Source organism: Citrobacter sp. RHBSTW-01013 (assembly GCF_013781985.1).
GTDB lineage: Bacteria > Pseudomonadota > Gammaproteobacteria > Enterobacterales > Enterobacteriaceae > Citrobacter > Citrobacter braakii.
In genome coordinates this window covers 111,481-136,554 of the sequence record NZ_CP056185.1, presented here as the reverse complement: position 1 = coordinate 136,554, position 25,074 = coordinate 111,481, and the positions used below count along the sequence as shown (strand labels likewise).

Below are 25,074 nucleotides of genomic sequence, written 5' to 3'. Positions count from 1 at the left end.
GACAAGACGTGGATGGCTATAATCCTCCCATCTCATCTTTAAAAACAGGAACGTCTATGATCCGCAGCATGACCGCCTACGCCCGGCGTGAAATTAAGGGTGAATGGGGTAGCGCTACCTGGGAAATGCGCTCGGTAAACCAGCGTTATCTGGAAACTTATTTTCGCCTGCCGGAACAGTTCCGTAGTCTTGAACCCGTTGTTCGCGAACGTATTCGCACGCGTCTGACGCGCGGTAAAGTCGAGTGTACGCTGCGTTTTGAGCCTGATGCCAGCGCCCAGGGCGAGCTGATTCTAAATGAAAAGCTCGCTAAACAGCTCGTTAGCGCTGCTAACTGGGTCAAAATGCAGAGTGATGAAGGTGAAATTAACCCAGTTGATATCCTGCGCTGGCCAGGCGTAATGGCTGCCCAGGAGCAAGATCTGGACGCCATTGCCGCTGAAATCCTCGCCGCGCTTGACGGTACGCTGGATGACTTCATCGTCGCGCGTGAAACCGAAGGTCAGGCGCTGAAAGCGCTGATCGAGCAGCGTCTGGAAGGCGTCAGCACTGAAGTCACTAAAGTGCGTGCACATATGCCGGAAATTCTGCAATGGCAGCGTGAGCGTCTGGTAGCCAAACTGGAAGACGCCCAGGTGCAACTGGAGAATAACCGCCTTGAGCAAGAACTGGTGCTGATGGCGCAGCGCATCGATGTAGCAGAAGAGTTAGATCGTCTGGAAGCCCACGTCAAAGAAACCTACAACATTCTGAAGAAAAAAGAGGCTGTTGGCCGTCGTCTGGACTTCATGATGCAGGAATTCAACCGTGAGTCGAACACTCTGGCATCCAAGTCTATCAATGCCGAGGTGACTAATTCCGCAATTGAACTGAAGGTATTGATCGAGCAAATGCGCGAGCAGATTCAGAACATTGAGTAGGATATCATTCCATATCAAGTAGACTCACCTACCAGAAGAAGCCCGCTAACCACGGGCTTTTTTAATGTCACAAAGTTGCAGTTAGTATCATAAAAGCGCATATTTCTTGTGTACCCTAACGTGTACAAAGCCACGAAAGGCAAACTCTTAATCGGGTACAAGAATACAGGTGAATATGGGCAAGCTAACTGACATTCAAATCAAGGCATGGGTAAAAGCCGGAACACGCTTCGAGGGCAAAGCAGACGGTAACGGCTTGTACCTACGTTATAGAACCCACGACACAATCCCTTCATGGCGCTTTCGATATCGGTTAGCAGGCAAACCCCGTGTAATGACCATTGGCACATATGGCGCTATCTCATTAGCTAAAGCCCGTGAAATCACCCGAGAGCTAGCCGCTCGCGTTTCCCTTGGATATGACGTTGCCGGAGAGAAGCAGGAACGTAAGGCAGAGGTAAAAGCCAAAATAGAAGCTGACCGGAACGATAAAACCGTGACTGAAGTCGCTGAAGACTATTTTAAGAAGAAAGTGCTGGGTACATGGAAACACCCTGACATTCTGCGCCGCCGTCTTGAGAAAGACATAAATCCGCGCATGGGCAAAAAGAAGGTTAACGAGATAAAGCCCAGGGATATTGACGCTTTACTCCAAGCAATTCTGAAACGTGGTGCGCCATCCGTTGCTAATGACGTCCTGCGATGGGTACGCCGCATCTTTGACCATGCGATCAAGCTGGGAATGATTGAGGTTAACCCCGCAGCCGCCTTTGATATAAGTGACGCGGGCGGTAAGGAAACATCTCGAGAACGATGGTTAACCAGGCCGGAACTGGTTCAACTCTTTGAAGCCATGCGAATGGCGAAAGGCTTTAGCCGCGAGAACGAATTGACGATAAAGCTGTTACTGGTTACTTGCGTCAGGAAAATGGAACTGTGCGCCGCTCGCTGGAGTGAGTTCGATTTATCTAATGGCATGTGGTATTTGCCGGGAGAGCGTACCAAAACTGGTGACGGCATTGATATTCCACTGCCAAAGCAGGCTATCGAATGGCTTGAGGAGCTTCACCTTCTTTCCTGTAATAGCAAATGGGTACTGCCAGCACGTAAGCAACAGCACCGCATGATCCCCCATATTCAGGAAAGCACCCTACCCGTTGCGCTGGCGAAGGTGAAGCATGAGATGCCTGGTGTACCGAACTTCACAATCCACGACCTTAGGCGCACCGCCCGAACCCATCTCGAAGCGTTAGGTGTGAATCCCATTGTTGCTGAGCGTTGCCTTAATCACCGCATCAAAGGCGTCGAGGGCATCTACAACCGTCACCAGTATCTAGAAGAGCGCCGGGAGGCGTTAGTTCTATTGGCCGACCTGATGGAAGCCTTAGAGCGTGGCGAGGAATACAACGTTCAACCATTGAGGAAAGCATGATGATTCAGTGGATAGGTTTTCAATATTGTTTTTTTGCGTGTCCCACGTGTCCCATCTGTCCCGTTTTGTAAGTATTAAATAAATTCAATTAGTTACTAGCAGTCGCATGGGACAAAACCGGGACAAAAGACGGGACAGGACGGGACAAAAACCTGTCTCAACACTGATGGGTAGTACAAATAACAGACGTGTAGGGTGAATAATGAGCAATTTACAAAACCAAATGGGGTTATCTGATGAAGCGCTGGCTAGTTACTTAAGGCAAGCGAAGGAGAATGAGTTAGAGATAGTGAGGCTAAATGCTCACATTGAGACTCTAAATAACGCGCTATCAGGAAATACAGAATCTGCCCTCGCAGAACTATCCAGAGAAAATGCTCAATTGCGGCATTCATTGAGACTCGCGGAGATGAACGCCAATTTTGTTAGAAGTCATTACGGCCAGGTGATTGAAACACACCGCCAAGATATTCAAGCGGCAGGAGGAATCATCAATGCTATTCATGACGGCAAAGAAAAGGTTCGAAAAGTACGATCAAATGGTGGCAAAAATGGTAGCCGCCCAGGGATATTTGAGTCTTATATCATCAAATATCTTCACGAGATTGAAGAGGGTACGCATGCGCTGCCCAAAAAAAAGCCAGAAGATGATTTTATTAACTGGCTTAAAGAAAAATATAAAGATGCCGTGACAGAAAAGCCGGATGGCCTAGTTGAGTTGGCCGTTGAAGGTGATCGCGTGAGAAGTGCTAAGAAGGGCTCAATATCTAAGTCGATAAGGGAAACGAAAAAAAAAATCTGATGCGGATGATAACTGACTTATCTCGATATCTGGGGTGGCATTCTTAGCTCTACGGACTACCCGTGATACTAACAAGCTATCGAGGCATATATGTTAAAACCAAGCTATATCCGCCCAAAGAATCTTGCTGAGGAACTAGGCATTTCAATGCCCTCATTGTGGCGTTGGGTTAAAGCAGGAAAGATGCCGAAACCGGTCAAACTGTCCCCCAGAGTGGCGGCGTTCTCAACTGCGGAAATCAACTCATGGCTGGAGGCCAAAAAATGAAGAACTGGGAGAAAATCCTGATTACTGCGCCGTTGCACACTATCCCTAAGCCAGGCACAAAGGCATATCGAATCTGGCGCGCGCTGGTTGATGGCCCTGTTTGTGAAGACGAATTACTTCAAATAGCAGGTAAACACTATCGCTCACCATTGCAGCAATTAATGAACGAGAAGCATGGCTGGTGGTTCATTCATGAGGATACGGATGAAAGAGGCGTTATCGTAAGCAGGTATCTAGATGGCCGCCACCTTTCATGCGATTGGGAGTTGGATGCTCAAGCCAGAGCCGAAAGGCGCGAACAGTTAGCCAAAAAATCAGCCGACAAAGCTGAAGCAGAGGCAGCGCGGACAGCAAAGGCAATCAGAGAATTGGTTAAGGCTGAAGACTTGCTGGAGGAAATTAATGACCGGATAAAGCAAAACGGCACCCCAAAGGATGCCGATTAGCACTACTAAAAACATATTAATTCATTCGCTGGCGGTGAAGTTTGGCGACAGACCCGCCAGCACAGTAACAGGAAAAGTATATATGAATACATGTCAACCGCAATCCCTGTCTGACACCATGCGCGAAGCTGGTGTAATTCCTTGCGAGCTGCCGGAACTAATACCCGGTAACGTAGTCCGCTTTCGTATCGAGGGCGATAAATCCGGCTCACTTAATGGCTGGGCTTACCCATTCCCTGATGGCGCGGGCTGTGCTTTTGGTAGCTGGAAAACTGGCATAACCGCGTGTCACTTTGCCGATGGTGTACAGGTCAACAGCATTGAACGTAAGCGCGTGATGATGGAAGCACGCCGGGCAATTGGAGCGATACAGCGTAAAGCTGAGGTTGCCGCCGCTGCCGAATGTAGAGCCAAGATTAGTAGCGCAGTTCCCGCCAGTGATAATCACCCTTACCTATTGCGCAAAGGTGTTGGGGCGCATGGCATTTATCAATCTGGTGACTGGTTACTGATTCCAATCCATGATCAGTACGGAAGTGTACAGTCCATTCAGTACATTATGCCGGACGGCACAAAGCGCTTTAAATCTGGCGCACTATTGAAAGGTGGACGCTATTGGCTGGGCGGGTTAGTCGTCAATGACAAAACCATTTTCATCGCTGAAGGCTATGCCACCGCCGCCACCGTTCGAGAAGTAACGGGCTGCCCGGTCTGTGTCGCCTTTACTGCCGGAAACCTGCGAGAGGTATCTGAGAGTGTGCGCAGTGAATTTCCACGCGCCCGCATCATCATTGCTGCTGACAATGACGCCAATACTGACGGCAACCCCGGCTTAACTAAAGCGCTGGACGCCGCACGGCGCTACCGTGCGGAAATACTCACTCCATCATCTAACGGCGACTGGAACGACCATAAAGACGAACTGGCGGAACAATGGAAGGTGATGGCATGAGCACGAACAACGTGATTGATTTATCAGTCCACAAAGACAACCCGCCAGCCGAAAAGCTGCCGCCGTTTTACTGGGTACATCGGGAGTACGACAGGGAACGCGGGGATGCTGGCGTTTACTTCTACAGAGCACCAACGGAGAAAAACCCCAATCCGGCACCCGTCTGTATATCTGATGTTATTGAGGTCACTGCGGAAACCAGAGACAACGATAACGAGTCGTGGGGCAAACTTCTGTCATGGTGTGACCGTGACGGGATGCCAAAGAAATGGGCGATGCCTGCGACTTCACTTTACGCAAATGGCGGAGCTGAAGCCATTAGCATTCTGGTTAACGGCGGCCTGCGTATCTGGGATGAGAAGGCTTTTATCCGTTACCTCAAAGGGCAATCCCACCAAAACCGATTAACCTGCGTTACGCGCTGTGGCTGGTTTAAACCTGCTGTATACGTGACCCCGGTGCGGACATTTAACCCAATTGATAAAGATATGGTTGTCTATCAGGTTAATGCCCGAGTAAAGCCAGAGCCATCCTGCGGCACCCTGGCGACATGGCGCGATGAAGTGGCGGCGTTGTGCGTTGGTAATAGTCGTCTGGTTCTGGCGGTATCTACTGCGTTCCTGTCCCCTATGCTCACCATGCTGGGAGTTGATGGATTCTGCTTCCATTATGTAGGGGCATCATCTTCAGGCAAATCCCGGTCAATGACGGTTGCCGCTTCTGTTATTTCCGACCCCAAAGAATATATTCGCTCATGGCGTGCGACAGATAACGGGCTGGAAGGTATAGCAGCACGTCATAACGATGGCCTCCTATGTCTGGATGAGATCGCCCAAGTTGACGCAAGTAAGGCCGGGGAAATCGCATATATGCTACCAAACGGGAAAGGTAAGCAGCGAAGCGCCAAAAACGGTGCGGCCAAAGAGATTCAGCAATGGTGTCTGGCGTTATTATCCAATGGCGAGATCGACCTTAAATCTCATGCCGATACCGCGCGTAAAAGTACATACGCCGGGCAGGAAATGCGAGTGATCAACATACCCGCTGATAACTGTGAATATGCCTGCTTTGAGGAGCTTCACGGAGAGGCAAACGGTGCGCTTTTCGCTGACCGCCTCGACAGAGCCGTGAGAGATAACCACGGTACAGCATTTAACGCATGGCTTGATAACCTGACCATTAACTATGAGGCCATTAAGAATGGTTGGCGTGAGTTTAAGGCAATCTTCCTGGCTGATGTGGCCGAAGAACCTACCGGGCAGATTGGGCGCGTCGCTGAAAAATTTGCTATTGCTGCTTATGCTGGCGAGCTGTCTTCAGAGATAACGGGATGGAGTGCCGGAACCGCGACAAAGGCGGCGAAAGTTTGCTTTGCCGCATGGGTTGAGCGGAGAGGTGGAACAGAAAGCCACGAAGATAATGAAATCGTTGAACGTATCAGACAAACCATAGTGCGTGACGGGGCGCGTTTTCAGGACGTAAATAAACCATGCGAAGTGCCAACGGCACGCATAGGCTTTATCGACAATGATGATTATGTTATCCCGGCTGAAGGCTGGAAAATTATCTTTGCCGGACTTGATGCCAGACGAGCGGCTAACGTTCTGCAAGAGAAGGGAATAGCTAAGAATGAGCGGCGATACCTCCCCGGCCTGTCCCGAATCAGGTGTTATGTCATTCATCGTGACAGCCTCGCAGACTAACAACCGATACCCGCCACCGAGCGGGTATTTTTTTGCCCGAACCGCTCAAAGTACAACCGCCACAACATTCAATGGAAAACTTTTGTCCCGCTCTGTCCCGTGTTTTGTCCCGGTTTTGTCCCATGCAACTGCTAGTAACTAATTGAATTTATTTAATACTTACAAAACGGGACAGATGGGACACGTGGGACACGCAAAAAAACAATATTAAAACTTACACAATACCGAAAGGCTTAGGGAAGGTGCGAATAAGCAGGTCATTTCTTCCCAAGCTGACTCGCTGATTAAAATTTCGCGGATCTGGGCCGATTTTTTTCCCGCAAACACATCGAATCAGCCTATTTAGGGGTCAGTTTGGAGATCGGAAATTATTGTACTATAAGGGCTTCCCCGGCATGTCAACGCCGGTGTTTACGGTTTCTGTCTGCACTATAGTAAAAAAATAAAGGGGAGAGACTGCGGTACTATAAACGGTCATGATGAATCGTCATCGATTCGGACCCTGATGAAAGACGCTCGTGAGGCTCTAGTTCGTTAGTCGGGTACACTTGCCCTGTACAATAAGCAGATATACCTCACGGGGTCTAACCCTTTATCATCAACGAGTTGCAGAACAGATGGTCATACAGCTTTGTACTTTAGCTGGCTGAGTACAACCTGAAATCATCACCGTAATGCAATGATGCCCAGCACAGTCTTGCATTTTTGGCAGCGATGGCAACAACAGCGCGCCAGTATCCTCTGCGTTCGACCAGTGAGCAGACCCAACGACTGAATAAATCAGTCCTTTTCTCCGCCCCGATCAGTACCGAGCGGGCACCCTGAACCAGAAGTGTTCTCAGATACGAATCGCCAGCTTTCGTTATCCTGCCAAGCTTCGACTTTCCGCCGCTGCTGTACTGCGATGGTGTCAGTCCCAGCCAGGCTGCCAGCTGGCGCCCATTCTTAAAATCATGTGCATTACCGATACTGGCGACCAGCGCACAGGCCGTTGTGGGGCCAACGCCCTTCAATTCCATCAGCCGCTGACTGCGATGATCTGTTTTGGCCATGCGGGACAAAATTCGGTCATATTCAGCGATGTTATCTTCAATGCGAGCAACGTGCTCCAGCAAATCATCAACACATTGCTGAACCTGAAGTGGTAAAGAATTCTTCTGCTCAAAAACTATGTGGCGCAGGGCATCTGTACTTTGTGGGGCGATAACGCCGAATTCAGATATCAACCCCCGGAGACGATTATATGTTGCTGTTTTCTCTTCGATAAAACCCTGTCGGGTACGATGCAGACACTGCATTGCCTGCTGGCTCTCATCCTTAACCGGCACAAACCGCATATGTGGGCGACGAACCGCCTCGCAGATAGCCTGAGCATCAGCTGCATCATTTTTCCCTGATTTACCAGCCATGCGGTAAGGCGATACAAATTTAGCGGCCATCAGACGCGGCTCATGACCATACTGCCGAAACAGTCTTGCCCAGTAATGAGCCCCGGAGCACGCCTCCATCCCGATAACACAGGGCGGCAAACCAGCAATCAGCCCGGGAAGAGCTGCGCGGGTTACTCTGGATTTAACCAGAACGGTTTTGCCATTCTGGTCAACGCAATGAACAGCGAACACATTTTTAGCAAGATCGATACCGACAGTAGTAATGGTCATAACGAATCCCTCCGGGGTTGTGTTTACCCCATGATTGCACAAGAGTTAATCAGGCGCATAATCAGGGGAAGTCCCTTCCATTCGGTAAGCCTTTTTTTTGAACAGACTTACCGTACAATAATTTTCGATATCCAAACTGACCCCTTCCTGAGGCAAAGGCCGTTGTCACCATAGGATCACCCGGAGAACTGACACACGTAAAACGTCTTTTTAAGGATGATGTTGAAAACATTAACCAGCATGGAGCCTATCCCGTTGAGCTGGCCGGGCGGGTATTTACCTTAAAGAAACAGATGCTGGACAATATTCAGGAACACAAAATCGCTCATAAGGTGTTCGCCATGAACAAGCCTCTGCTTATTTTTCATGCGACTGAAGATGATACTGTGTTAATTGAGCAGGCCGAAAAAATATTCAAAGCAGCAAAGCATCCCAAGAGTTTCATTTCGTTGGGTAAGGCGGATCACCTTCTGACTCATGCTCAGGATGCTGAATACGTTGCCGATATCATTATATCGTGGAGCGAATGTTACCTATAAACAGAGTAAATGCGTTCAAACTCGTAGCGCAGAGGGCGATTTTCTGCAGAGATCGGACGCTGTTTATGCTGGCATGCACCGGCTGAATGAAATCAGGGATCTGGGGGTGGGAGGATCAGCGTTACCACGCCACCGGCGCTGACACTACATACGGCGGCGATAACACTCTGGAATACGGTTTATATAGAAAGAACCATTGAGCCGCTTAAGCAAAAAGGAGTCCCTGTTAATGAACTGCTGGTCTCTCATCCTTCTCCACTGCTGTACAAAATATAGTCTTAGCGTGGGATAATTAATGAGATGGTCACTCCCTCCTTCCCGGTATTATGCTGAGGACAGGCTTTCATTCGGAGAACTATCATGGAAAACATTGCGCTCATTGGTATCGATCTGGGTAAAAACTCTTTCCATATTCATTGCCAGGATCGTCGCGGGAAGGCTGTTTACCGTAAAAAATTTACCCGGCCAAAGTTGATCGAATTTTTGGCGACATGCCCCGCTACAACCATCGCAATGGAAGCCTGTGGCGGTTCTCACTTTATGGCACGCAAGTTGGAAGAGTTGGGGCATTCCCCAAAGCTGATATCACCACAATTTGTCCGCCCGTTCGTTAAAAGCAATAAAAACGACTTTGTCGACGCCGAAGCTATTTGTGAAGCTGCATCGCGTCCGTCTATGCGTTTTGTGCAGCCCAGAACGGAATCTCAGCAGGCAATGCGGGCTCTGCATCGTGTCCGTGAATCCCTGGTTCAGGATAAGGTAAAAACAACCAATCAAATGCATGCTTTTCTGCTGGAATTTGGCATTAGCGTTCCCCGAGGAGCTGCCGTTATTAGCCGACTGAGTACCATTCTTGAGGACAATAGTTTGCCTCTTTACCTCAGCCAGTTATTGCTGAAATTACAACAGCATTATCACTATCTTGTTGAGCAGATTAAAGATTTGGAATCCCAGTTGAAACGAAAGTTGGACGAAGATGAGGTTGGACAGCGCTTGCTGAGCATTCCCTGCGTCGGAACACTGACAGCGAGTACTATTTCAACTGAGATTGGCGACGGGAAGCAGTACGCCAGCAGCCGTGACTTTGCGGCGGCAACAGGGCTTGTACCTCGGCAGTACAGCACGGGAGGTAGGACGACATTGCTGGGAATTAGTAAGCGAGGTAATAAAAAGATCCGAACTTTGTTGGTTCAATGTGCCAGGGTATTCATACAAAAACTGGAACACCAGTCTGGCAAATTGGCCGATTGGGTCAGGGATTTACTGTGCCGGAAAAGCAACTTTGTCGTCACTTGTGCTCTGGCAAACAAGCTGGCCAGAATAGCCTGGGCCCTAACGGCACGACAGCAAACTTATGTAGCATAACGGCAGAAATACACCGGTTTAAAGAATTACTGATCTGGTTTTGCGAATACTGATATTGATGATACTAACGGCCCACCGGCCTGTTGAGGAACCTGTAAAACGGAAAGGCTCATTGAAGCCGTATATTTTCTGGAGGTTCATCAGGCGCGGAACTCATCAAGGCGCGGGAATAAAATCCCATTCAGACGCCGGATAGATTCAAGCAAGCCAACTTGTCGTCAAAATCGGTGTTGCAAAAACGGGAGTGACCATAGATTCCGTTTTCCAAGCGGACCCCTAGTGCGTTCACCGAATACGTGCGCAACAACCGTCTTCCGGAGCCTGTCATACGCGTAAAACAGCCAGCGCTGGCGCGATTTAGCCCCGACGTATCCCCACTGTTCGTCCATTTCCGCGCAGACGATGACGTCACTGCCCGGCTGTATGCGCGAGGTTACCGACTGCGGCCTGAGTTTTTTAAGTGACGTAAAATCGTGTTGAGGCCAACGCCCATAATGCGGGCGGTTGCCCGGCATCCAACGCCATTCATGGCCATATCAATGATTTTCTGGTGCGTACCGGGTTGAGAAGCGGTGTAAGTGAACTGCAGTTGCCATGTTTTACGGCAGTGAGAGCAGAGATAGCGCTGATGTCCGGCAGTGCTTTTGCCGTTACGCACCACCCCGTCAGTAGCTGAACAGGAGGGACAGCTGATAGAAACAGAAGCCACTGGAGCACCTCAAAAACACCATCATACACTAAATCAGTAAGTTGGCAGCATCACCGCCTATCTCTTATCTGGAGATACAGCTACTGTCTGGTGTTTCAGGGGGCTACATCACTTTAACGGGAAATACCATCAAGTTTACTCCTGTCATGCCGATAATATATTCACATTTTCATAACTACTCCCGGTGAAGGATGCCCGGCAGGAAATAAGTGCCGGCCGTAAACTGATGGTTATGAAGGATGCATGCCTTTTTAAACGATTACAGAGTAAGGAATACAGATTTTATGGGATTTTTCAGGGATCTTTCTGTCGCCAGAAAACTGTCGCTGGGGTTTGGCGCACTGCTGGTATTTATAGTTGGGCTGTTGCTGGTTAACCAGTATAACTACGCCATGATAAAAGGCTCCATGGCGCGTACGGCAACGGTGAATGAGTTATATGATATCAATTTGGCCATTATCGATGCCGGTAAGGAATTTCTCGCTGATAACGATGCTGCCGCGTATCAGAAAAAATATAAGGAACTTCAGGATTCCATTACCGCCATGCAGAACACAGTCTCACCAGAAGATCTGGGGGAGGGGCAACAGCTCTGGGAAAAGGTAGTACTTCAGCAGCAAAAATATTTTTCCGCTCATGACGAGGCTGTATCAAAGGGCGGAAGTGCTGCTTCCCTGAATGGCCTGTCAGACCAGCTGAAACCCATGATGGATGACATTAACGTCGTCCTGAATGATGGAATGGAGCGCCTGGCTGCCAGTCTGGTTCGTAACAATATTATCTTTTCCATTGTGGCGCTGCTGGCCATTATCGCGGGGATTGGCATCATGATCATCATTACCCGCAGTATCACCCGCCCGCTGGATGAGGCCATGAAGGGGATAGAGGCTGCCGGCAACGGAGATATGACAACCGCGTTCCGTGAACGTTATCCGGAAGATGAAACAGGACGTCTGCTGTCCGGGCTGAAAGCTACAAGTATTAATATCAGCCGCATGCTCAGCCAGGTTCGCGACAGTTCCTCTTCGGTGTCAACGGCATCTTCCCAGATAGCGGCCGGAAACCAGGATCTCTCTTCCCGTACTGAAGAACAGGCCAGTGCACTCGTTGAGACGGCGTCTGCACTGGAGCAACTGACGGCCACTATAGAAAATACGGCAGAAAACGCCCGTCAGGCACAGACCCTTGTACAGGAAGGGGGCAGTATTGTTAAGCGTAATACAGAAATGATGCAGGCCACTACCCGTCAGATGGAAGGCATTCACCAGTCCTCCCAGAGAATGGCGGATATTATTAACGTCATTGAATCCATCGCCTTCCAGACCAACATCCTGGCACTGAATGCGGCCGTTGAGGCAGCGCGTGCCGGTGAATCCGGACGGGGATTTGCGGTTGTAGCAGCCGAAGTTCGTAGTCTGGCGAAGAAGAGTGCCACGGCGGCCAAAGATATCAAGGGGCTGATCGATGAATCAGTGGAACAGGCCCAGTCTGGCCGTGACCTGATTGACCGGGCCGGTGAAGTCATGCAGGAGATGTCGGTGAACGCCGGGCAGATCGCCCAGATAATCGTGGAAATTGCTCAGGCTGCAACAGAACAAAGTGGCGGAGTACGCCAGATTAATCAGGCGATCGGACAGATAGATACCTCCACCCAGCAGAATGCTGCGCTTGTTGAACAGTCAGCCAGTGCGGCAAGGGCAATGTCTGAGCAGGCCGACACACTGTCTTCACTGGTTAATGCGTTCAGACTCCGGGACGGGCAGGAACCGTGACGCAACGCCCGGATATAGTTGGGAGGTCAGGGAGAGATTTCGCAGGAAATCGTTTATAACCCTTCGTGAATCCGTGGATTGGCCCCTATATTTCCAGACACCTGTTATCACTTAACGCACAAAATTTTTCTATACCCAAACTGACTCCAACCTGAAAGAGGGTGTCATGAGTGGTGAGCAGGGCGCAGCCAGTCCACTGTATGCGCGTTAGCGCATGAAAGTCGGTGCGCCAGGCTTACATATTCCTGAGCTGGTAGGGGTCGGTTCCGGCTGAGGGCGAAATGACACCCTAAGCGTTAGCTCTGTGTCGTTGCACGATGTCAGCGACGGTATTCTTGCTGATACCGAGCTCGCGTGCGATCCAGCGATAGCTGCGTCCCTCGGCCCTCATCGCAACCACCTTAGGCAAAAGTCGGTCTGATTTTGGTCGCACTCCGGCCTGACGACCAAGCCTCTTACCACGTGCCTTCGCAACAGCAAGGCCTGACTTGACCCGCTCGCTGATGAGATCCCGCTCAAACTCCGCAATGCCGGAAAGAAACGTCGCCAGCATTCGTCCATACGGCGACGAAAGATCGAACGCCATTCCATTCATGGCTATCACGGAAACCTTCCAGTTCTCCAGTTCACGTAGCGTATTGAGCAGATCGAGCGTCGAGCGCCCCCACCGGGAAAGCTCAGTGACCAGGATTGCATCAATTTGTCTGGACTGGGCAAGCGCCAGGACTTTCTTTCGCTCGGCCCGGTCGAGTTTAGTTCCTGAACCTGTTTCCTTAAATATTCCCACCACGTCGTAGCCGGCACGGCCGGCGAAGGCTCGCAGATCAAATTCCTGGCGTTCACAAGACTGATCCGCTGTTGAAACCCGGCAGTAAATGGCGGCACGATGTCCCAATTGAACCCTCCTGGATTTTTGTATCGGAACGCCCTGATTTATATGGGCTGGCTGTTGTCCAAAACAGACTATACTTCAAAAGGGACGAATTTGTATGTCACGACGCCATATTTTCACCGAACGGCAGCGAGCAGCGCTGTTCGATCTGCCCACGGACGAACTGTCGCTACTGAAGTTCTACACGCTGGGCGATGATGACCTGGAAAACATTAGGCAGCGCCGCAGACCGGAAAACAGGATTGGCTTTGCCCTGCAACTTTGTGCCTTACGATATCCGGGCCGTGCACTGGCTCCTGGTGAGATGATCCCGCGTGAAGTCCTTTCCTTCGTCGGTGCTCAGCTTGGAGTTCCGGCTGATGCGCTTCTCACTTATGCCACACGGCGCCAAACCCGTCAGCAGCACATGGACACGCTGCGCGAAATTTACGGCTACAAGACCTTCACGGGCCGTGGTGCCCGTGATCTGCGGGAGTGGACTTTCGGCCAGGCCGAAGATGCCAGATCAAACGAGGATCTTGCTCATCGTTTTATTGTGCGGTGTCGGGAAACTTCCACCATTCTGCCCGCAGTATCGACAATCGAGCGCTTGTGCGCGGATGCTCTGGTCGCCGCTGAGCGGCGGATTGAAACGCGGATTGCGGAAAATTTAACAGCGGATGTTCGCGATCACCTGGACAAACTTCTGAGTGAAATGCTCGCCGGCAATATCAGTCGTTTCATCTGGCTTCGCAACTTCGAGGTTGGTAACAACTCGGCTGCTGCTAACCGTTTGCTCGACAGGCTCGAATTTCTGCGTACCCTGAATATCAATCATAGTGCTTTGGCCAGCATACCTGCCCATCGCATTGCCCGGCTGCGTCGGCAGGGTGAACGCTACTTCACCGACGGTTTGCGTGACATCACTTCGGACCGCCGCTGGGCGATCCTTGCCGTCTGTGTTGTGGAGTGGGAAGCGGCGATTGCTGATGCCATAGTCGAAACCCATGACAGGATCGTAGGAAAAACCTGGCGGGAAGCGAAGCGCCAGCATGACGAAACAATTTCCGGCTCTAAAGCCACACTCACGGATACGATCCGTACCTTCACCGCGCTGGGAGCTTCGTTGCTTGAGGCCCGCAGTGACGGAACCCCGCTGGAGATGGCTGTCGCCAGTTCGGTTGCATGGGACCGGCTCGCTCAACTGGTAGCGACAGGGACTCAACTCAGCAACACGCTAGCCGATGAGCCTCTTGCATATGTCGGGCAGGGATACCATCGCTTTCGTCGTTATGCGCCCCGCATGTTGCGCTGTCTGAAGCTCGAAGCCGCGCCGGTCGCCGGACCATTGGTAGCAGCAGCTTTGTCGATCGGAGAGATGAAAGGTGTTGCATCGCCAGAAAGGCGTTTCCTGCGGCCCAGCTCCAAATGGAACCGTCATTTACGAGCTCAGGAAAAAGGAGATACCCGTCTTTGGGAAGTGGCGGTACTCTTTCACCTCCGGGATGCTTTTCGTTCCGGAGATGTCTGGCTCGCTCATTCGCGCCGCTATGGTGACCTCAAGCAGGTACTGGTGCCGATGATCGCGGCGCAGGAAAATGCAAAACTGGCCGTGCCTTCCAACCCACAGGATTGGCTGGCAGACAGAAAGGCGCGACTCACGATCGCTCTTAAGCGGCTGGCCCGGGCTGCCCGTAACGGCACTATTCCGCACGGTAGCATAGAAGATGGAACGTTGCGGATCGACAGGTTGACAGCAGACGTGCCGGATGGTGCCGAGGCACTCATACTGGATCTGTATCGCCGAATGCCGTCCGTTCGGATTACCGACATGCTGCTTGAAGTTGATGCAGCCCTTGGTTTCACAGATGCGTTTACCCATCTGAGAACCGGGGCTCCATGTCGCGACCGGATCGGTCTGCTCAACGTCCTGCTCGCTGAAGGGCTCAATCTGGGCCTGCGTAAGATGGCGGAAGCTACAAACACGCATGATTACTGGCAGCTCTCACGCCTTGCCCGCTGGCATGTTGAAAGCGAAGCCATGAACCAGGCATTGGCAATTGTGGTGGCCGCGCAGGGTAAACTGCCGATGTCACGCGTCTGGGGGATGGGCACGTCAGCATCGAGCGATGGTCAGTTTTTCCCGACAGCGCGGCATGGCGAAGCCATGAACATGGTCAATGCCAAATATGGTTCTGTTCCCGGCCTCAAAGCGTATACTCACGTAAGCGACCAGTTCGCGCCATTCGCTTGTCAGTCGATCCCGGCGACCGTGAGCGAGGCACCGTATATTCTCGATGGACTACTGATGAACGAGGTCGGTCGCCATGTTCGCGAACAGTATGCCGATACAGCAGGATTCACCGACCATTTGTTCGGAGCCAGTAGCCTGCTCGGCTACAATCTCGTTCTGCGAATCAGGGATCTGCCATCGAAGCGGTTGTACGTATTTAATCCCGATACGACCCCCAGGGAGTTACGCAAGTTGGTAGGTGGAAAAGCCCGGGAGGATCTTATCGTTGCGAACTGGCCTGATATTTTCCGTTGTGCCGCGACGATGACCGCTGGCAAAATCAGGCCCAGCCAACTCCTGCGCAAGCTCGCTTCTTACCCACGACAAAACAACCTTGCAGTTGCGCTTCGTGAAGTTGGTCGTATTGAACGGACCCTTTTCATTATTGAGTGGATCCTGGATACGGACATGCAGCGGCGTGCTCAGATCGGTCTTAACAAGGGAGAGGCCCACCATGCGCTCAAAAAGGCACTGTTGCAAAGTTAGCGATGAGGCAGCCTTTTGTCTTATTCAAAGGCCTTACATTTCAAAAACTCTGCTTACCAGGCGCATTTCGCCCAGGGGATCACCATAATAAAATGCTGAGCCCTGGCCTTTGCGTAGTGCACGCATCACCTCAATACCTTTGATGGTGGCGTAAGCCGTCTTCATGGATTTAAATCCCAGCGTGGCGCCGATTATCCGTTTCAGTTTGCCATGATCGCATTCAATCACGTTGTTCCGGTACTTAATCTGTCGGTGTTCAACGTCAGACGGGCACCGGCCTTCGCGTTTGAGCAGAGCAAGCGCGCGACCATAGGCGGGCGCTTTATCCGTGTTGATGAATCGCGGGATCTGCCACTTCTTCACGTTGTTGAGGATTTTACCCAGAAACCGGTATGCAGCTTTGCTGTTACGACGGGAGGAGAGATAAAAATCGACAGTGCGGCCCCGGCTGTCGACGGCCCGGTACAGATACGCCCAGCGGCCATTGACCTTCACGTAGGTTTCATCCATGTGCCACGGGCAAAGATCGGAAGGGTTACGCCAGTACCAGCGCAGCCGTTTTTCCATTTCAGGCGCATAACGCTGAACCCAGCGGTAAATCGTGGAGTGATCGACATTCACTCCGCGTTCAGCCAGCATCTCCTGCAGCTCACGGTAACTGATGCCGTATTTGCAGTACCAGCGTACGGCCCACAGAATGATGTCACGCTGAAAATGCCGGCCTTTGAATGGGTTCATGTGCAGCTCCATCAGCAAAAGGGGATGATAAGTTTATCACCACCGACTATTTGCAACAGTGCCGAAAACATTGCGCTCATTGGTATCGATCTGGGTAAAAACTCTTTCCATATTCATTGCCAGGATCGTCGCGGGAAGGCTGTTTACCGTAAAAAATTTACCCGGCCAAAGTTGATCGAATTTTTGGCGACATGCCCCGCTACAACCATCGCAATGGAAGCCTGTGGCGGTTCTCACTTTATGGCACGCAAGTTGGAAGAGTTGGGGCATTCCCCAAAGCTGATATCACCACAATTTGTCCGCCCGTTCGTTAAAAGCAATAAAAACGACTTTGTCGACGCCGAAGCTATTTGTGAAGCTGCATCGCGTCCGTCTATGCGTTTTGTGCAGCCCAGAACGGAATCTCAGCAGGCAATGCGGGCTCTGCATCGTGTCCGTGAATCCCTGGTTCAGGATAAGGTAAAAACAACCAATCAAATGCATGCTTTTCTGCTGGAATTTGGCATTAGCGTTCCCCGAGGAGCTGCCGTTATTAGCCGACTGAGTACCATTCTTGAGGACAATAGTTTGCCTCTTTACCTCAGCCAGTTATTGCTGAAATTACAACAGCATTATCACTATCTTGTTGAGCAGATTAAAGATTTGGAATCCCAGTTGAAACGAAAGTTGGACGAAGATGAGGTTGGACAGCGCTTGCTGAGCATTCCCTGCGTCGGAACACTGACAGCGAGTACTATTTCAACTGAGATTGGCGACGGGAAGCAGTACGCCAGCAGCCGTGACTTTGCGGCGGCAACAGGGCTTGTACCTCGGCAGTACAGCACGGGAGGTAGGACGACATTGCTGGGAATTAGTAAGCGAGGTAATAAAAAGATCCGAACTTTGTTGGTTCAATGTGCCAGGGTATTCATACAAAAACTGGAACACCAGTCTGGCAAATTGGCCGATTGGGTCAGGGATTTACTGTGCCGGAAAAGCAACTTTGTCGTCACTTGTGCTCTGGCAAACAAGCTGGCCAGAATAGCCTGGGCCCTAACGGCACGACAGCAAACTTATGTAGCATAACGGCAGAAATACACCGGTTTAAAGAATTACTGATCTGGTTTTGCGAATACTGATATTGATGATACTAACGGCCCACCGGCCTGTTGAGGAACCTGTAAAACGGAAAGGCTCATTGAAGCCGTATATTTTCTGGAGGTTCATCAGGCGCGGAACTCATCAAGGCGCGGGAATAAAATCCCATTCAGACGCCGGATAGATTCAAGCAAGCCAATTTATCGTCAAAATCGGTGTTGCAAAAACGGGAGTGACCATAGATTCCGTTTTCTGAGACGACCACAGATCAGAAAAGACTGTGCAGCCGACTCTTGATATTCCGTGCAGTCACCTTCTGAAAATGACACGCGGCACGGGAATCAAGGCATTGCGATTCTCGAAAATAGTTCTTGAAATTCTATTCTTGATTGCATATCATCTCAACGAGTTTCGATAAGAAAGGATGCGCATGCGACCGTCTGTTGTGCTTGACATGAAGCGAAGCGCAGTGCGTGAAGCGGTAGGCCGCTTTCGCGCCGCGAACCCGCGCGTCTTCGGCTCGGTGCTGCATGGCACCGACCGGGATGGCAGCGACCTCGACCTGTTGGTCGATGCGCTGCCCGGTGCCACGTTGTTGGACTTGGGCGATTTGGAAGAAGAACTGAAATCGCTGCTCGGCGTTGACGTCGATCTGCTGACTCCCGGCGACCTGCCGCCGAAGTTCCGGGCCAAGGTGCTCGCGGAGGCGCAACCGATATGAGCGAGAACCGCCTGCCCGATTACCTCGACCACATTCAGCAGGCCGCAACCGATGCGCGCAGCTTCGTGGAAGGGATGGCCAAGGACGACTTCTTGGCCGACAAGCGCACCCAGCAGGCCGTCATCATGAGCCTGATCGTCATCGGCGAGGCGGCCACAAAGGTGATGGATGGCTACGTCGAGTTCACCCAGGCGCATGCCGACGTGCCGTGGCGCAGCATGCGCAATATGCGTAATCGCATGGCTCACGGCTATTTCGACATCAACCTCGATGTGGTGTGGGAGACGGTACAGGAATGGCTGCCGGCGTTGCTCCAGCAATTGCCCGCCGTGCGTCAGGATGCCGACGATGAAGACCGTAACGACAACTGTGAAAGAGGGATCTCCGATGACTGTTGAATCGAGAATATTTTCTGTAGCCGAGTATGTTCAGCCGTCCGAAGGCGAGCCTATTCGTTCCGTTGTGCTTGAAACCCGAGACTCAATTATCGTGGTTTGGCATGTCCATCCCGGGCAGGAAATTGCGGCTCACATTCATCCTCACGGCCAAGACACGTGGACTGTTTTGTCGGGAATGGCTGATTACTTTCAGGGCAATGGGATTGTTCGTGCCCTCAGGGAAGGTGAGATAGCCGTGGCAAGACCGGGCCAAGTGCACGGGGCGCGAAATACAGGTACCGAGCCATTTGTGTTCGTCTCGGTTGTGGCATCAGCCAATGCCGGTTTCGTATTGGCTGAGCGATAGAGCCCAATCTCTGGAGTTGGTCCAATGAGCGGTCGGGGAGATAGGTAACAGACATGCAGCGGACACGGCTGCTAAACCAGGTCGCAAACCTCCTTGCGTCGCAGCGTGCCGCAAGCGACGCGATCAATCGAATGGGGTCGGCATGAGACTGAACACCATCCAGTTCCCGACCGCGTAGCCGCCTGTCCTGCCGATCAGGTCTTGACCATCGACGCCTGGGATCAGTCCTGAATGTTCTTGGAGACCACTACGTTATGAGCCGCAGCCGCCGCAAAACACCCATCGTCGGGCACACGACCTGCGGCAGCGAGCGCGAGGACAAGAAGCTCTGGCATCAGCGCTGGCGCACCCGTGAGCGCACGGCGCTGACCAGCGCGTCGCCCGAAGCCCTGAGCGCCCATCTGCCCCTGCTGGAAAACCAGGCCAGCAGCGTCTGGTCGATGGGCAAGGATGGCCGCTCCTACTGGCCCGTCAAGCGCCAGGCCGCCACGGCGGATCGCATCGCCAATCACAAGGGACGCAACCCGTAAGAACGCGCCTCCCTGAAAAAGCGCCTGCTGCGCAAGTGGATGAGCAAATGAAGCTCTCCTTCCATCAGCACATTGCGCTGTTCTGGATGATCGGTGCTCCGGGCGTCTTCGCGCCCGTGATCGAGAACGCCAAGCGGCCCGATGCCGGCGCCGTCATGGCGTGGGGTGTCGCGATCGTGGCGGTGATGATCCTCTTCACCCCTTTGCTGCTGCGCTGTCCACCATTCCGGCGCTGGTATGGCCGGACGGATGCGCTGTCGGAGCGGCAGCGCCAGGCGCTTGCCGAGCGCGGCCTGCGCCGCTACTACCAGACCGCTTTCGATGACGGCTACGTGCCCCGCGTGATGCCCTACGTGTGGCGCATCATCTGGACGGTCGGCGGGTTGATGGCTGTGACCGCCGTACTGCCTACCAACACCGGACGGCCAGCCTTCGATGCCTTGGTGGTCTTCTCGACCTGGTATCCGATAGGCGTGATGCTGCTGGTTTTCGCGTCGAGGCCCCTTGGCCGGTTGATTCGCCAAAGAGCACAGGAGCGGCGGAAATGAGCACGTCAACCATCGAGGCGCTGGCCAGCGCCTGGGCAAGGATTGCCGAGGAAGCGGAATTCCCCGCTGACTACGAGGGGACTGCCACACCACAAGCGCATCGGGCTAGCGAAGCTATTCAGGAGCAGATTCGGGAGCGCATCGTCGCCACCAACGACATGCGGCTGTTCAGCCTGCTGCACCTGCTGGGTCAGGCGTCGCTGCGCATGGAGCAAGCGCTGTGGCCGGAGGATTACGAGCGGATGACGCGCGAGGTTGAGGAAGCCCTGCGGCAAGCCACCGACGCCAACGCCAGATCGTACACCCACGAAGAAGTGATGCAGGCGATGCAGGAACGCATCGACCGGGCGCGAGACAAGCCATGTTGATTGGCTATGCGCGCGTCTCGACGCAGGATCAGAACCTGGAGCTGCAACGCGAAGCCTTGAGCAAGGCCGGATGTAAAAAGGTCTTCGAGGACAAGGTGAGTGGCACGCGGGCAGACCGGCCTGGCTTGGCCAAGACGCTCGAAATGCTGCGCGAAGGCGATACTTTGGTCGTCTGGAAGCTCGACCGGCTGGGCCGGTCGGTCAAGCAACTGGTCGATCTGGTCGGCGATCTGCACAAGCACGGTGTCCAGTTCAGGAGCCTCACCGACTCCATCGACACCGGCACACCATCCGGGCGGTTCTTCTTCCACGTCATGGCGAGCCTTGCCGAAATGGAGCGCGAGCTGACCGTCGAGCGCACCCGCGCCGGGCTGGAAGTCGCCAAGCAGCTCGGCCGCAAAGGCGGCCGCAAGCCGAAGATGACCGACAGCAAGATCGAGTCGGCCAAGAAGCTGCTGGCCAGCGGGGTGCCGCCCAAGGACGTGGCCAAGAACCTCGGCGTGTCCATTCCGACGCTGTACCGCTGGGTGCCAGCCTCCACGCACGCTTAGCGTGCTTTATTTAATGAGATGGTCACTCCCTCCTTCCCGGTACTATGCTGAGGACAGGCTTTCATTCGGAGAACTATCATGGAAAACATTGCGCTCATTGGTATCGATCTGGGTAAAAACTCTTTCCATATTCATTGCCAGGATCGTCGCGGGAAGGCTGTTTACCGTAAAAAATTTACCCGGCCAAAGTTGATCGAATTTTTGGCGACATGCCCCGCTACAACCATCGCAATGGAAGCCTGTGGCGGTTCTCACTTTATGGCACGCAAGTTGGAAGAGTTGGGGCATTCCCCAAAGCTGATATCACCACAATTTGTCCGCCCGTTCGTTAAAAGCAATAAAAACGACTTTGTCGACGCCGAAGCTATTTGTGAAGCTGCATCGCGTCCGTCTATGCGTTTTGTGCAGCCCAGAACGGAATCTCAGCAGGCAATGCGGGCTCTGCATCGTGTCCGTGAATCCCTGGTTCAGGATAAGGTAAAAACAACCAATCAAATGCATGCTTTTCTGCTGGAATTTGGCATTAGCGTTCCCCGAGGAGCTGCCGTTATTAGCCGACTGAGTACCATTCTTGAGGACAATAGTTTGCCTCTTTACCTCAGCCAGTTATTGCTGAAATTACAACAGCATTATCACTATCTTGTTGAGCAGATTAAAGATTTGGAATCCCAGTTGAAACGAAAGTTGGACGAAGATGAGGTTGGACAGCGCTTGCTGAGCATTCCCTGCGTCGGAACACTGACAGCGAGTACTATTTCAACTGAGATTGGCGACGGGAAGCAGTACGCCAGCAGCCGTGACTTTGCGGCGGCAACAGGGCTTGTACCTCGGCAGTACAGCACGGGAGGTAGGACGACATTGCTGGGAATTAGTAAGCGAGGTAATAAAAAGATCCGAACTTTGTTGGTTCAATGTGCCAGGGTATTCATACAAAAACTGGAACACCAGTCTGGCAAATTGGCCGATTGGGTCAGGGATTTACTGTGCCGGAAAAGCAACTTTGTCGTCACTTGTGCTCTGGCAAACAAGCTGGCCAGAATAGCCTGGGCCCTAACGGCACGACAGCAAACTTATGTAGCATAACGGCAGAAATACACCGGTTTAAAGAATTACTGATCTGGTTTTGCGAATACTGATATTGATGATACTAACGGCCCACCGGCCTGTTGAGGAACCTGTAAAACGGAAAGGCTCATTGAAGCCGTATATTTTCTGGAGGTTCATCAGGCGCGGAACTCATCAAGGCGCGGGAATAAAATCCCATTCAGACGCCGGATAGATTCAAGCAAGCCAATTTATCGTCAAAATCGGTGTTGCAAAAACGGGAGTGACCATAGATTCCGTTTTCTGAGACGACCCCTGCATGACCATTATCGCCGCATATTATTACAACGAAGGTAAGCGAGTCCGTGAAATCAGGCTCGATGAGCACGTCGAACTAAACGAGAATCGCTCGGGCTTCTGCTGGATCGCGCTTAGCGAGCCCACCGCAGACGAACTCAGCGCGATCCAGACGACGTATAACCTCCATCCTTTGGCGATCGACAACGCCATGCACCCGCTGTGCCCGCCCAAGCTCGAGGTCTACAACGATGAGTTGTACGTCGTCGCCCAGACCGCCGAGCTGGTCGGCGACCGGATCAGCTACGGCAAGATGGCGATCTTCACCGGTCACAATCACCTTATCACCGTGCGGCACGGCAATGCCGGAGCGCTGGGCAAACTTCGGGAGCAACTCGAGGCATCGCCGACGCAGTTCGGCAAGGGTGTCGACTATGTGCTGCACGCGATCTTGCACCGAGTGGTCGACCAGTATCTGCCCATCTTCGAAATGATCGAGGACGACGTCCTGGCGATGGAGCGACGGTCGCTGCACGATTTCCTCGAGCCAGAAGAGGTGGCGCGAATCTTCGAACTAAGGTCCGAACTCACGCGGTTCCAGCGCACGCTCGGGGCTATGGCCGAGCTGGTGCGAAAGCTCGTTCGCGGCCACTTTCCCTGCATCAGCGCCGAAATGACACCATATTTCCACGACGTCGCGGACCATGTCCACCGCGTGCAGTCCATGGTCGACGGCCTCCTGCTTGTCCTGTCCACGGTCTTCGAGGCCAGCAGCCTTCTGGAAGCGCAAAGGATCGGTGTGGTCACTCGCCAGCTCGCGGCCTGGGCGGCGATCTTGGCGGTCCCGACGGCGATCGCCGGAATATATGGCATGAACTTCAAGCACATGCCGGAACTGGACACGCCATATGGCTACTTCGTCGTGCTCGGAGTGATAGCGGTGTTCTGCCTTCTCCTATTCATGCGCTTCAAGAAGGCCAAGTGGCTATGAGTAACGCACTTCGCGAGCTTCTCCGTCCGCCGAGTCACAGCGCGCTTTGTGCGCGAGCGTGTCCAATCCAGTTCAAGATGAAGGTGCTTCCATGACCTCCCAGGTGACCGACGTTCTAGAAGCAGTCCAGTCATTCATCGCCAAAGGCTATGACCGCGAATACCGCGTCAAGGACGGCAATCTCGTCGATCTCGAACTAGGGTCAACCCTCGATGCATGCAGCATTCGCGTCGATGCGGCGTTGCGCCTCGAGAGCGGGGACGACGGCGAAGATGCCTCCAACATCTACGCGATCACCGATCCGGCGACAGAGCATAAAGGCCTGTTGATCGACGCCTTCGACGTGTTCCACGAAATCTGCCCCCGCGACTTGTCCGAGCGCCTTGTGGCGCATCGGGAAACAGCACCGGCAGGTGACCAGGACGCGCCGAGCAAGCACGGACTACGGAAAGTCTACAAGAGCGAGTTTCACAGCGATCCCGAGCGTTACGTTCTGCGCGAGGGCTTTCCAGACTTCCCGCCATGCCCTTTCGGCCAATCCTTCAGCATCCTCGGCTTCGATACCGCCGAGCAGGAATATGTCTGGCTCGTCACGAGCATCATTCGAGATCCTCGGCTGATCAGGGTTCCATACCAGGGCGAAGACGTCATCAGCGACGAATAGCGGTGTCGCTTAGCCGGAAAGGCTGGCCTTCCTGGCCCACACATCTGCAGGCTGAACTTTAAGAACATCGAAAATTAGGAGGTGATTATGGACTGGAACAAGGACCACATACGAGAAACTATGCTCTTGCTGGAGACAGCAGCGTTGCACAGCGCTCGCGAAAACTACCTGGACTATGTCTCTACCGCTCGGCTCGATCGGAGCGAACCGATCGAAAACGACGAACTAGCTCAGGCCGAGGTCGCGAGCGACTTCGCTGAAGCGCTCGATGACACGCTCCATGACTACGCCAATAAACTCGAAAAGCTCAGGACGATCGATTTCGGCCCCAAGTTGGCCGTCAACGAAGGCGCTGTCGTCAAGCTGTCCGGCCGCCACTTTGTGATCGCGGTGTCAACGAGCAAGTTTACCTGTCAGGGGCGTGAGCTCATGGGCATTTCCACGATGGCGCCGATCTTCGAAGCGATCGAGGGTGCCCGAGCCGGGGAGACCGTGCAGTTCAACGGCCGGGACCTCACCGTAGAAGACGTGGAATAAAGCCCTCCACCGCAGCCGGCGCGCTAGTGCCGAACGCCCTGCATCT

At 52.7% G+C, this 25,074-nt stretch carries 24 protein-coding genes and 4 pseudogenes; 24 read left to right on the top strand and 4 right to left on the bottom strand.

What is annotated here, in order from left to right; all coding sequences use genetic code 11:
- Nucleotides 1–56: 56 nt before the first annotated feature.
- The 7 genes from HV350_RS00695 (at nt 57) to HV350_RS00665 (ending at nt 6,522) form a co-directional block, all read left to right on the top strand.
- Entirely contained in the window at nt 57–920 is an 864-nt protein-coding gene (locus tag HV350_RS00695) for a YicC/YloC family endoribonuclease (protein ID WP_114681570.1), read from the top strand.
- 175 nt (nt 921–1,095) lie between these two features.
- Nucleotides 1,096–2,352: a site-specific integrase gene (locus tag HV350_RS00690; RefSeq protein WP_181629600.1), complete on the top strand. Its 1,257-nt coding sequence runs from the start codon at nt 1,096–1,098 to the stop codon at nt 2,350–2,352.
- 202 nt (nt 2,353–2,554) lie between these two features.
- On the top strand, nt 2,555–3,154 hold the full coding sequence (locus tag HV350_RS00685) for a hypothetical protein (protein ID WP_249418025.1): 600 nt from the start codon (nt 2,555–2,557) through the stop codon (nt 3,152–3,154).
- Between the two features lie 90 nt (nt 3,155–3,244).
- Complete coding sequence (locus HV350_RS00680) at nt 3,245–3,421, top strand: AlpA family phage regulatory protein (RefSeq protein WP_061280834.1); 177 nt, start codon at nt 3,245–3,247, stop codon at nt 3,419–3,421.
- Nucleotides 3,418–3,867 carry a hypothetical protein gene (locus HV350_RS00675; protein ID WP_061280832.1) on the top strand — a complete coding sequence of 150 codons (450 nt, stop codon included), beginning with the start codon at nt 3,418–3,420 and terminating at the stop codon, nt 3,865–3,867. The genes HV350_RS00680 and HV350_RS00675 overlap by 4 nt, the downstream gene beginning before the upstream one ends.
- An 82-nt stretch (nt 3,868–3,949) precedes the next feature.
- Nucleotides 3,950–4,819 carry a toprim domain-containing protein gene (locus tag HV350_RS00670; RefSeq protein WP_181629599.1) on the top strand — a complete coding sequence of 290 codons (870 nt, stop codon included), beginning with the start codon at nt 3,950–3,952 and terminating at the stop codon, nt 4,817–4,819.
- Nucleotides 4,816–6,522, top strand: a complete 1,707-nt coding sequence (locus tag HV350_RS00665; protein ID WP_181629597.1) for a DUF927 domain-containing protein — start codon at nt 4,816–4,818, stop codon at nt 6,520–6,522. Before HV350_RS00670 ends, HV350_RS00665 begins: the two co-directional genes overlap by 4 nt.
- A 638-nt stretch (nt 6,523–7,160) precedes the next feature.
- Here the strand turns inward: HV350_RS00665 and HV350_RS00660 are convergent.
- Nucleotides 7,161–8,183, bottom strand: coding sequence for an IS110 family transposase (locus tag HV350_RS00660; protein WP_001567660.1), 1,023 nt, complete (start codon nt 8,181–8,183; stop codon nt 7,161–7,163).
- Between the two features lie 143 nt (nt 8,184–8,326).
- On the opposite strand from HV350_RS00660, the pseudogene HV350_RS26815 reads away from it, so the two are divergent.
- The 3 genes and pseudogenes from HV350_RS26815 to HV350_RS00645 all read left to right on the top strand — a co-directional run.
- A pseudogene (locus tag HV350_RS26815) lies at nt 8,327–8,722 on the top strand (alpha/beta hydrolase); the annotation flags it as partial.
- Between the two features lie 73 nt (nt 8,723–8,795).
- Nucleotides 8,796–8,983 (top strand): annotated as a pseudogene (locus HV350_RS00650) (Tn3 family transposase); the annotation flags it as partial.
- Nucleotides 8,984–9,082: 99 nt separating this feature from the next.
- Nucleotides 9,083–10,087, top strand: coding sequence for an IS110-like element IS4321 family transposase (locus tag HV350_RS00645; protein ID WP_000427623.1), 1,005 nt, complete (start codon nt 9,083–9,085; stop codon nt 10,085–10,087).
- Nucleotides 10,088–10,365: 278 nt separating this feature from the next.
- On the opposite strand, the pseudogene HV350_RS00640 reads toward HV350_RS00645, so the two are convergent.
- Nucleotides 10,366–10,796 (bottom strand): annotated as a pseudogene (locus HV350_RS00640) (IS1-like element IS1A family transposase); the annotation flags it as partial.
- 284 nt (nt 10,797–11,080) lie between these two features.
- Here HV350_RS00640 and HV350_RS00635 point away from each other — a divergent pair.
- Nucleotides 11,081–12,568 carry a methyl-accepting chemotaxis protein gene (locus tag HV350_RS00635; protein WP_063931241.1) on the top strand — a complete coding sequence of 496 codons (1,488 nt, stop codon included), beginning with the start codon at nt 11,081–11,083 and terminating at the stop codon, nt 12,566–12,568.
- A gap of 289 nt (nt 12,569–12,857) precedes the next feature.
- On the opposite strand, the gene HV350_RS00630 is transcribed toward HV350_RS00635, so the two are convergent.
- Nucleotides 12,858–13,463: a recombinase family protein gene (locus HV350_RS00630; protein WP_000509966.1), complete on the bottom strand. Its 606-nt coding sequence runs from the start codon at nt 13,461–13,463 to the stop codon at nt 12,858–12,860.
- 94 nt (nt 13,464–13,557) lie between these two features.
- Here HV350_RS00630 and HV350_RS00625 point away from each other — a divergent pair.
- Nucleotides 13,558–16,203, top strand: a pseudogene (locus HV350_RS00625) (Tn3-like element Tn5403 family transposase); the annotation flags it as partial.
- A gap of 48 nt (nt 16,204–16,251) precedes the next feature.
- Here HV350_RS00625 and HV350_RS00620 read toward each other — a convergent pair.
- Nucleotides 16,252–16,956: an IS6-like element IS26 family transposase gene (locus tag HV350_RS00620; RefSeq protein ID WP_047389788.1), complete on the bottom strand. Its 705-nt coding sequence runs from the start codon at nt 16,954–16,956 to the stop codon at nt 16,252–16,254.
- A 24-nt stretch (nt 16,957–16,980) separates the two neighbouring features.
- Here HV350_RS00620 and HV350_RS00615 point away from each other — a divergent pair, with 24 nt between their 5' ends.
- The 12 genes from HV350_RS00615 to HV350_RS00560 all read left to right on the top strand — a co-directional run bounded on the left by HV350_RS00615 (nt 16,981) and on the right by HV350_RS00560 (nt 25,028).
- On the top strand, nt 16,981–18,021 hold the full coding sequence (locus HV350_RS00615; protein ID WP_181629596.1) for an IS110-like element IS4321 family transposase: 1,041 nt from the start codon (nt 16,981–16,983) through the stop codon (nt 18,019–18,021).
- Nucleotides 18,022–18,463: 442 nt separating this feature from the next.
- Nucleotides 18,464–18,754, top strand: a complete 291-nt coding sequence (locus HV350_RS00610) for a nucleotidyltransferase (protein WP_001247892.1) — start codon at nt 18,464–18,466, stop codon at nt 18,752–18,754.
- A complete protein-coding gene (locus HV350_RS00605) occupies nt 18,751–19,152 on the top strand; it encodes a DUF86 domain-containing protein (RefSeq protein ID WP_001293886.1) in 402 nt (133 codons plus the stop codon). The genes HV350_RS00610 and HV350_RS00605 overlap by 4 nt, the downstream gene beginning before the upstream one ends.
- A complete protein-coding gene (locus HV350_RS00600) occupies nt 19,142–19,498 on the top strand; it encodes a cupin domain-containing protein (RefSeq protein ID WP_003465043.1) in 357 nt (118 codons plus the stop codon). Before HV350_RS00605 ends, HV350_RS00600 begins: the two co-directional genes overlap by 11 nt.
- A gap of 254 nt (nt 19,499–19,752) precedes the next feature.
- On the top strand, nt 19,753–20,028 hold the full coding sequence (locus HV350_RS00595; protein ID WP_181629594.1) for a hypothetical protein: 276 nt from the start codon (nt 19,753–19,755) through the stop codon (nt 20,026–20,028).
- 47 nt (nt 20,029–20,075) lie between these two features.
- The gene (locus HV350_RS00590) at nt 20,076–20,576 is read left to right on the top strand and encodes a hypothetical protein (protein ID WP_003100856.1); all 501 of its coding nucleotides are present in this window, start codon (nt 20,076–20,078) and stop codon (nt 20,574–20,576) included.
- Entirely contained in the window at nt 20,573–20,944 is a 372-nt protein-coding gene (locus HV350_RS00585) for a hypothetical protein (RefSeq protein WP_003100853.1), read from the top strand. The genes HV350_RS00590 and HV350_RS00585 overlap by 4 nt, the downstream gene beginning before the upstream one ends.
- Nucleotides 20,938–21,495: a recombinase family protein gene (locus HV350_RS00580; RefSeq protein ID WP_003100847.1), complete on the top strand. Its 558-nt coding sequence runs from the start codon at nt 20,938–20,940 to the stop codon at nt 21,493–21,495. Before HV350_RS00585 ends, HV350_RS00580 begins: the two co-directional genes overlap by 7 nt.
- A gap of 78 nt (nt 21,496–21,573) precedes the next feature.
- Complete coding sequence (locus HV350_RS00575; RefSeq protein WP_000427623.1) at nt 21,574–22,578, top strand: IS110-like element IS4321 family transposase; 1,005 nt, start codon at nt 21,574–21,576, stop codon at nt 22,576–22,578.
- 280 nt (nt 22,579–22,858) lie between these two features.
- Nucleotides 22,859–23,827, top strand: a complete 969-nt coding sequence (locus tag HV350_RS00570; protein WP_032640602.1) for a magnesium and cobalt transport protein CorA — start codon at nt 22,859–22,861, stop codon at nt 23,825–23,827.
- Between the two features lie 91 nt (nt 23,828–23,918).
- Entirely contained in the window at nt 23,919–24,491 is a 573-nt protein-coding gene (locus tag HV350_RS00565; RefSeq protein WP_004099040.1) for a hypothetical protein, read from the top strand.
- 87 nt (nt 24,492–24,578) lie between these two features.
- Nucleotides 24,579–25,028 (top strand): hypothetical protein, encoded by a 450-nt coding sequence (locus tag HV350_RS00560; protein ID WP_004099042.1) that lies wholly within the window; start codon nt 24,579–24,581, stop codon nt 25,026–25,028.
- Nucleotides 25,029–25,074: the final 46 nt, after the last annotated feature.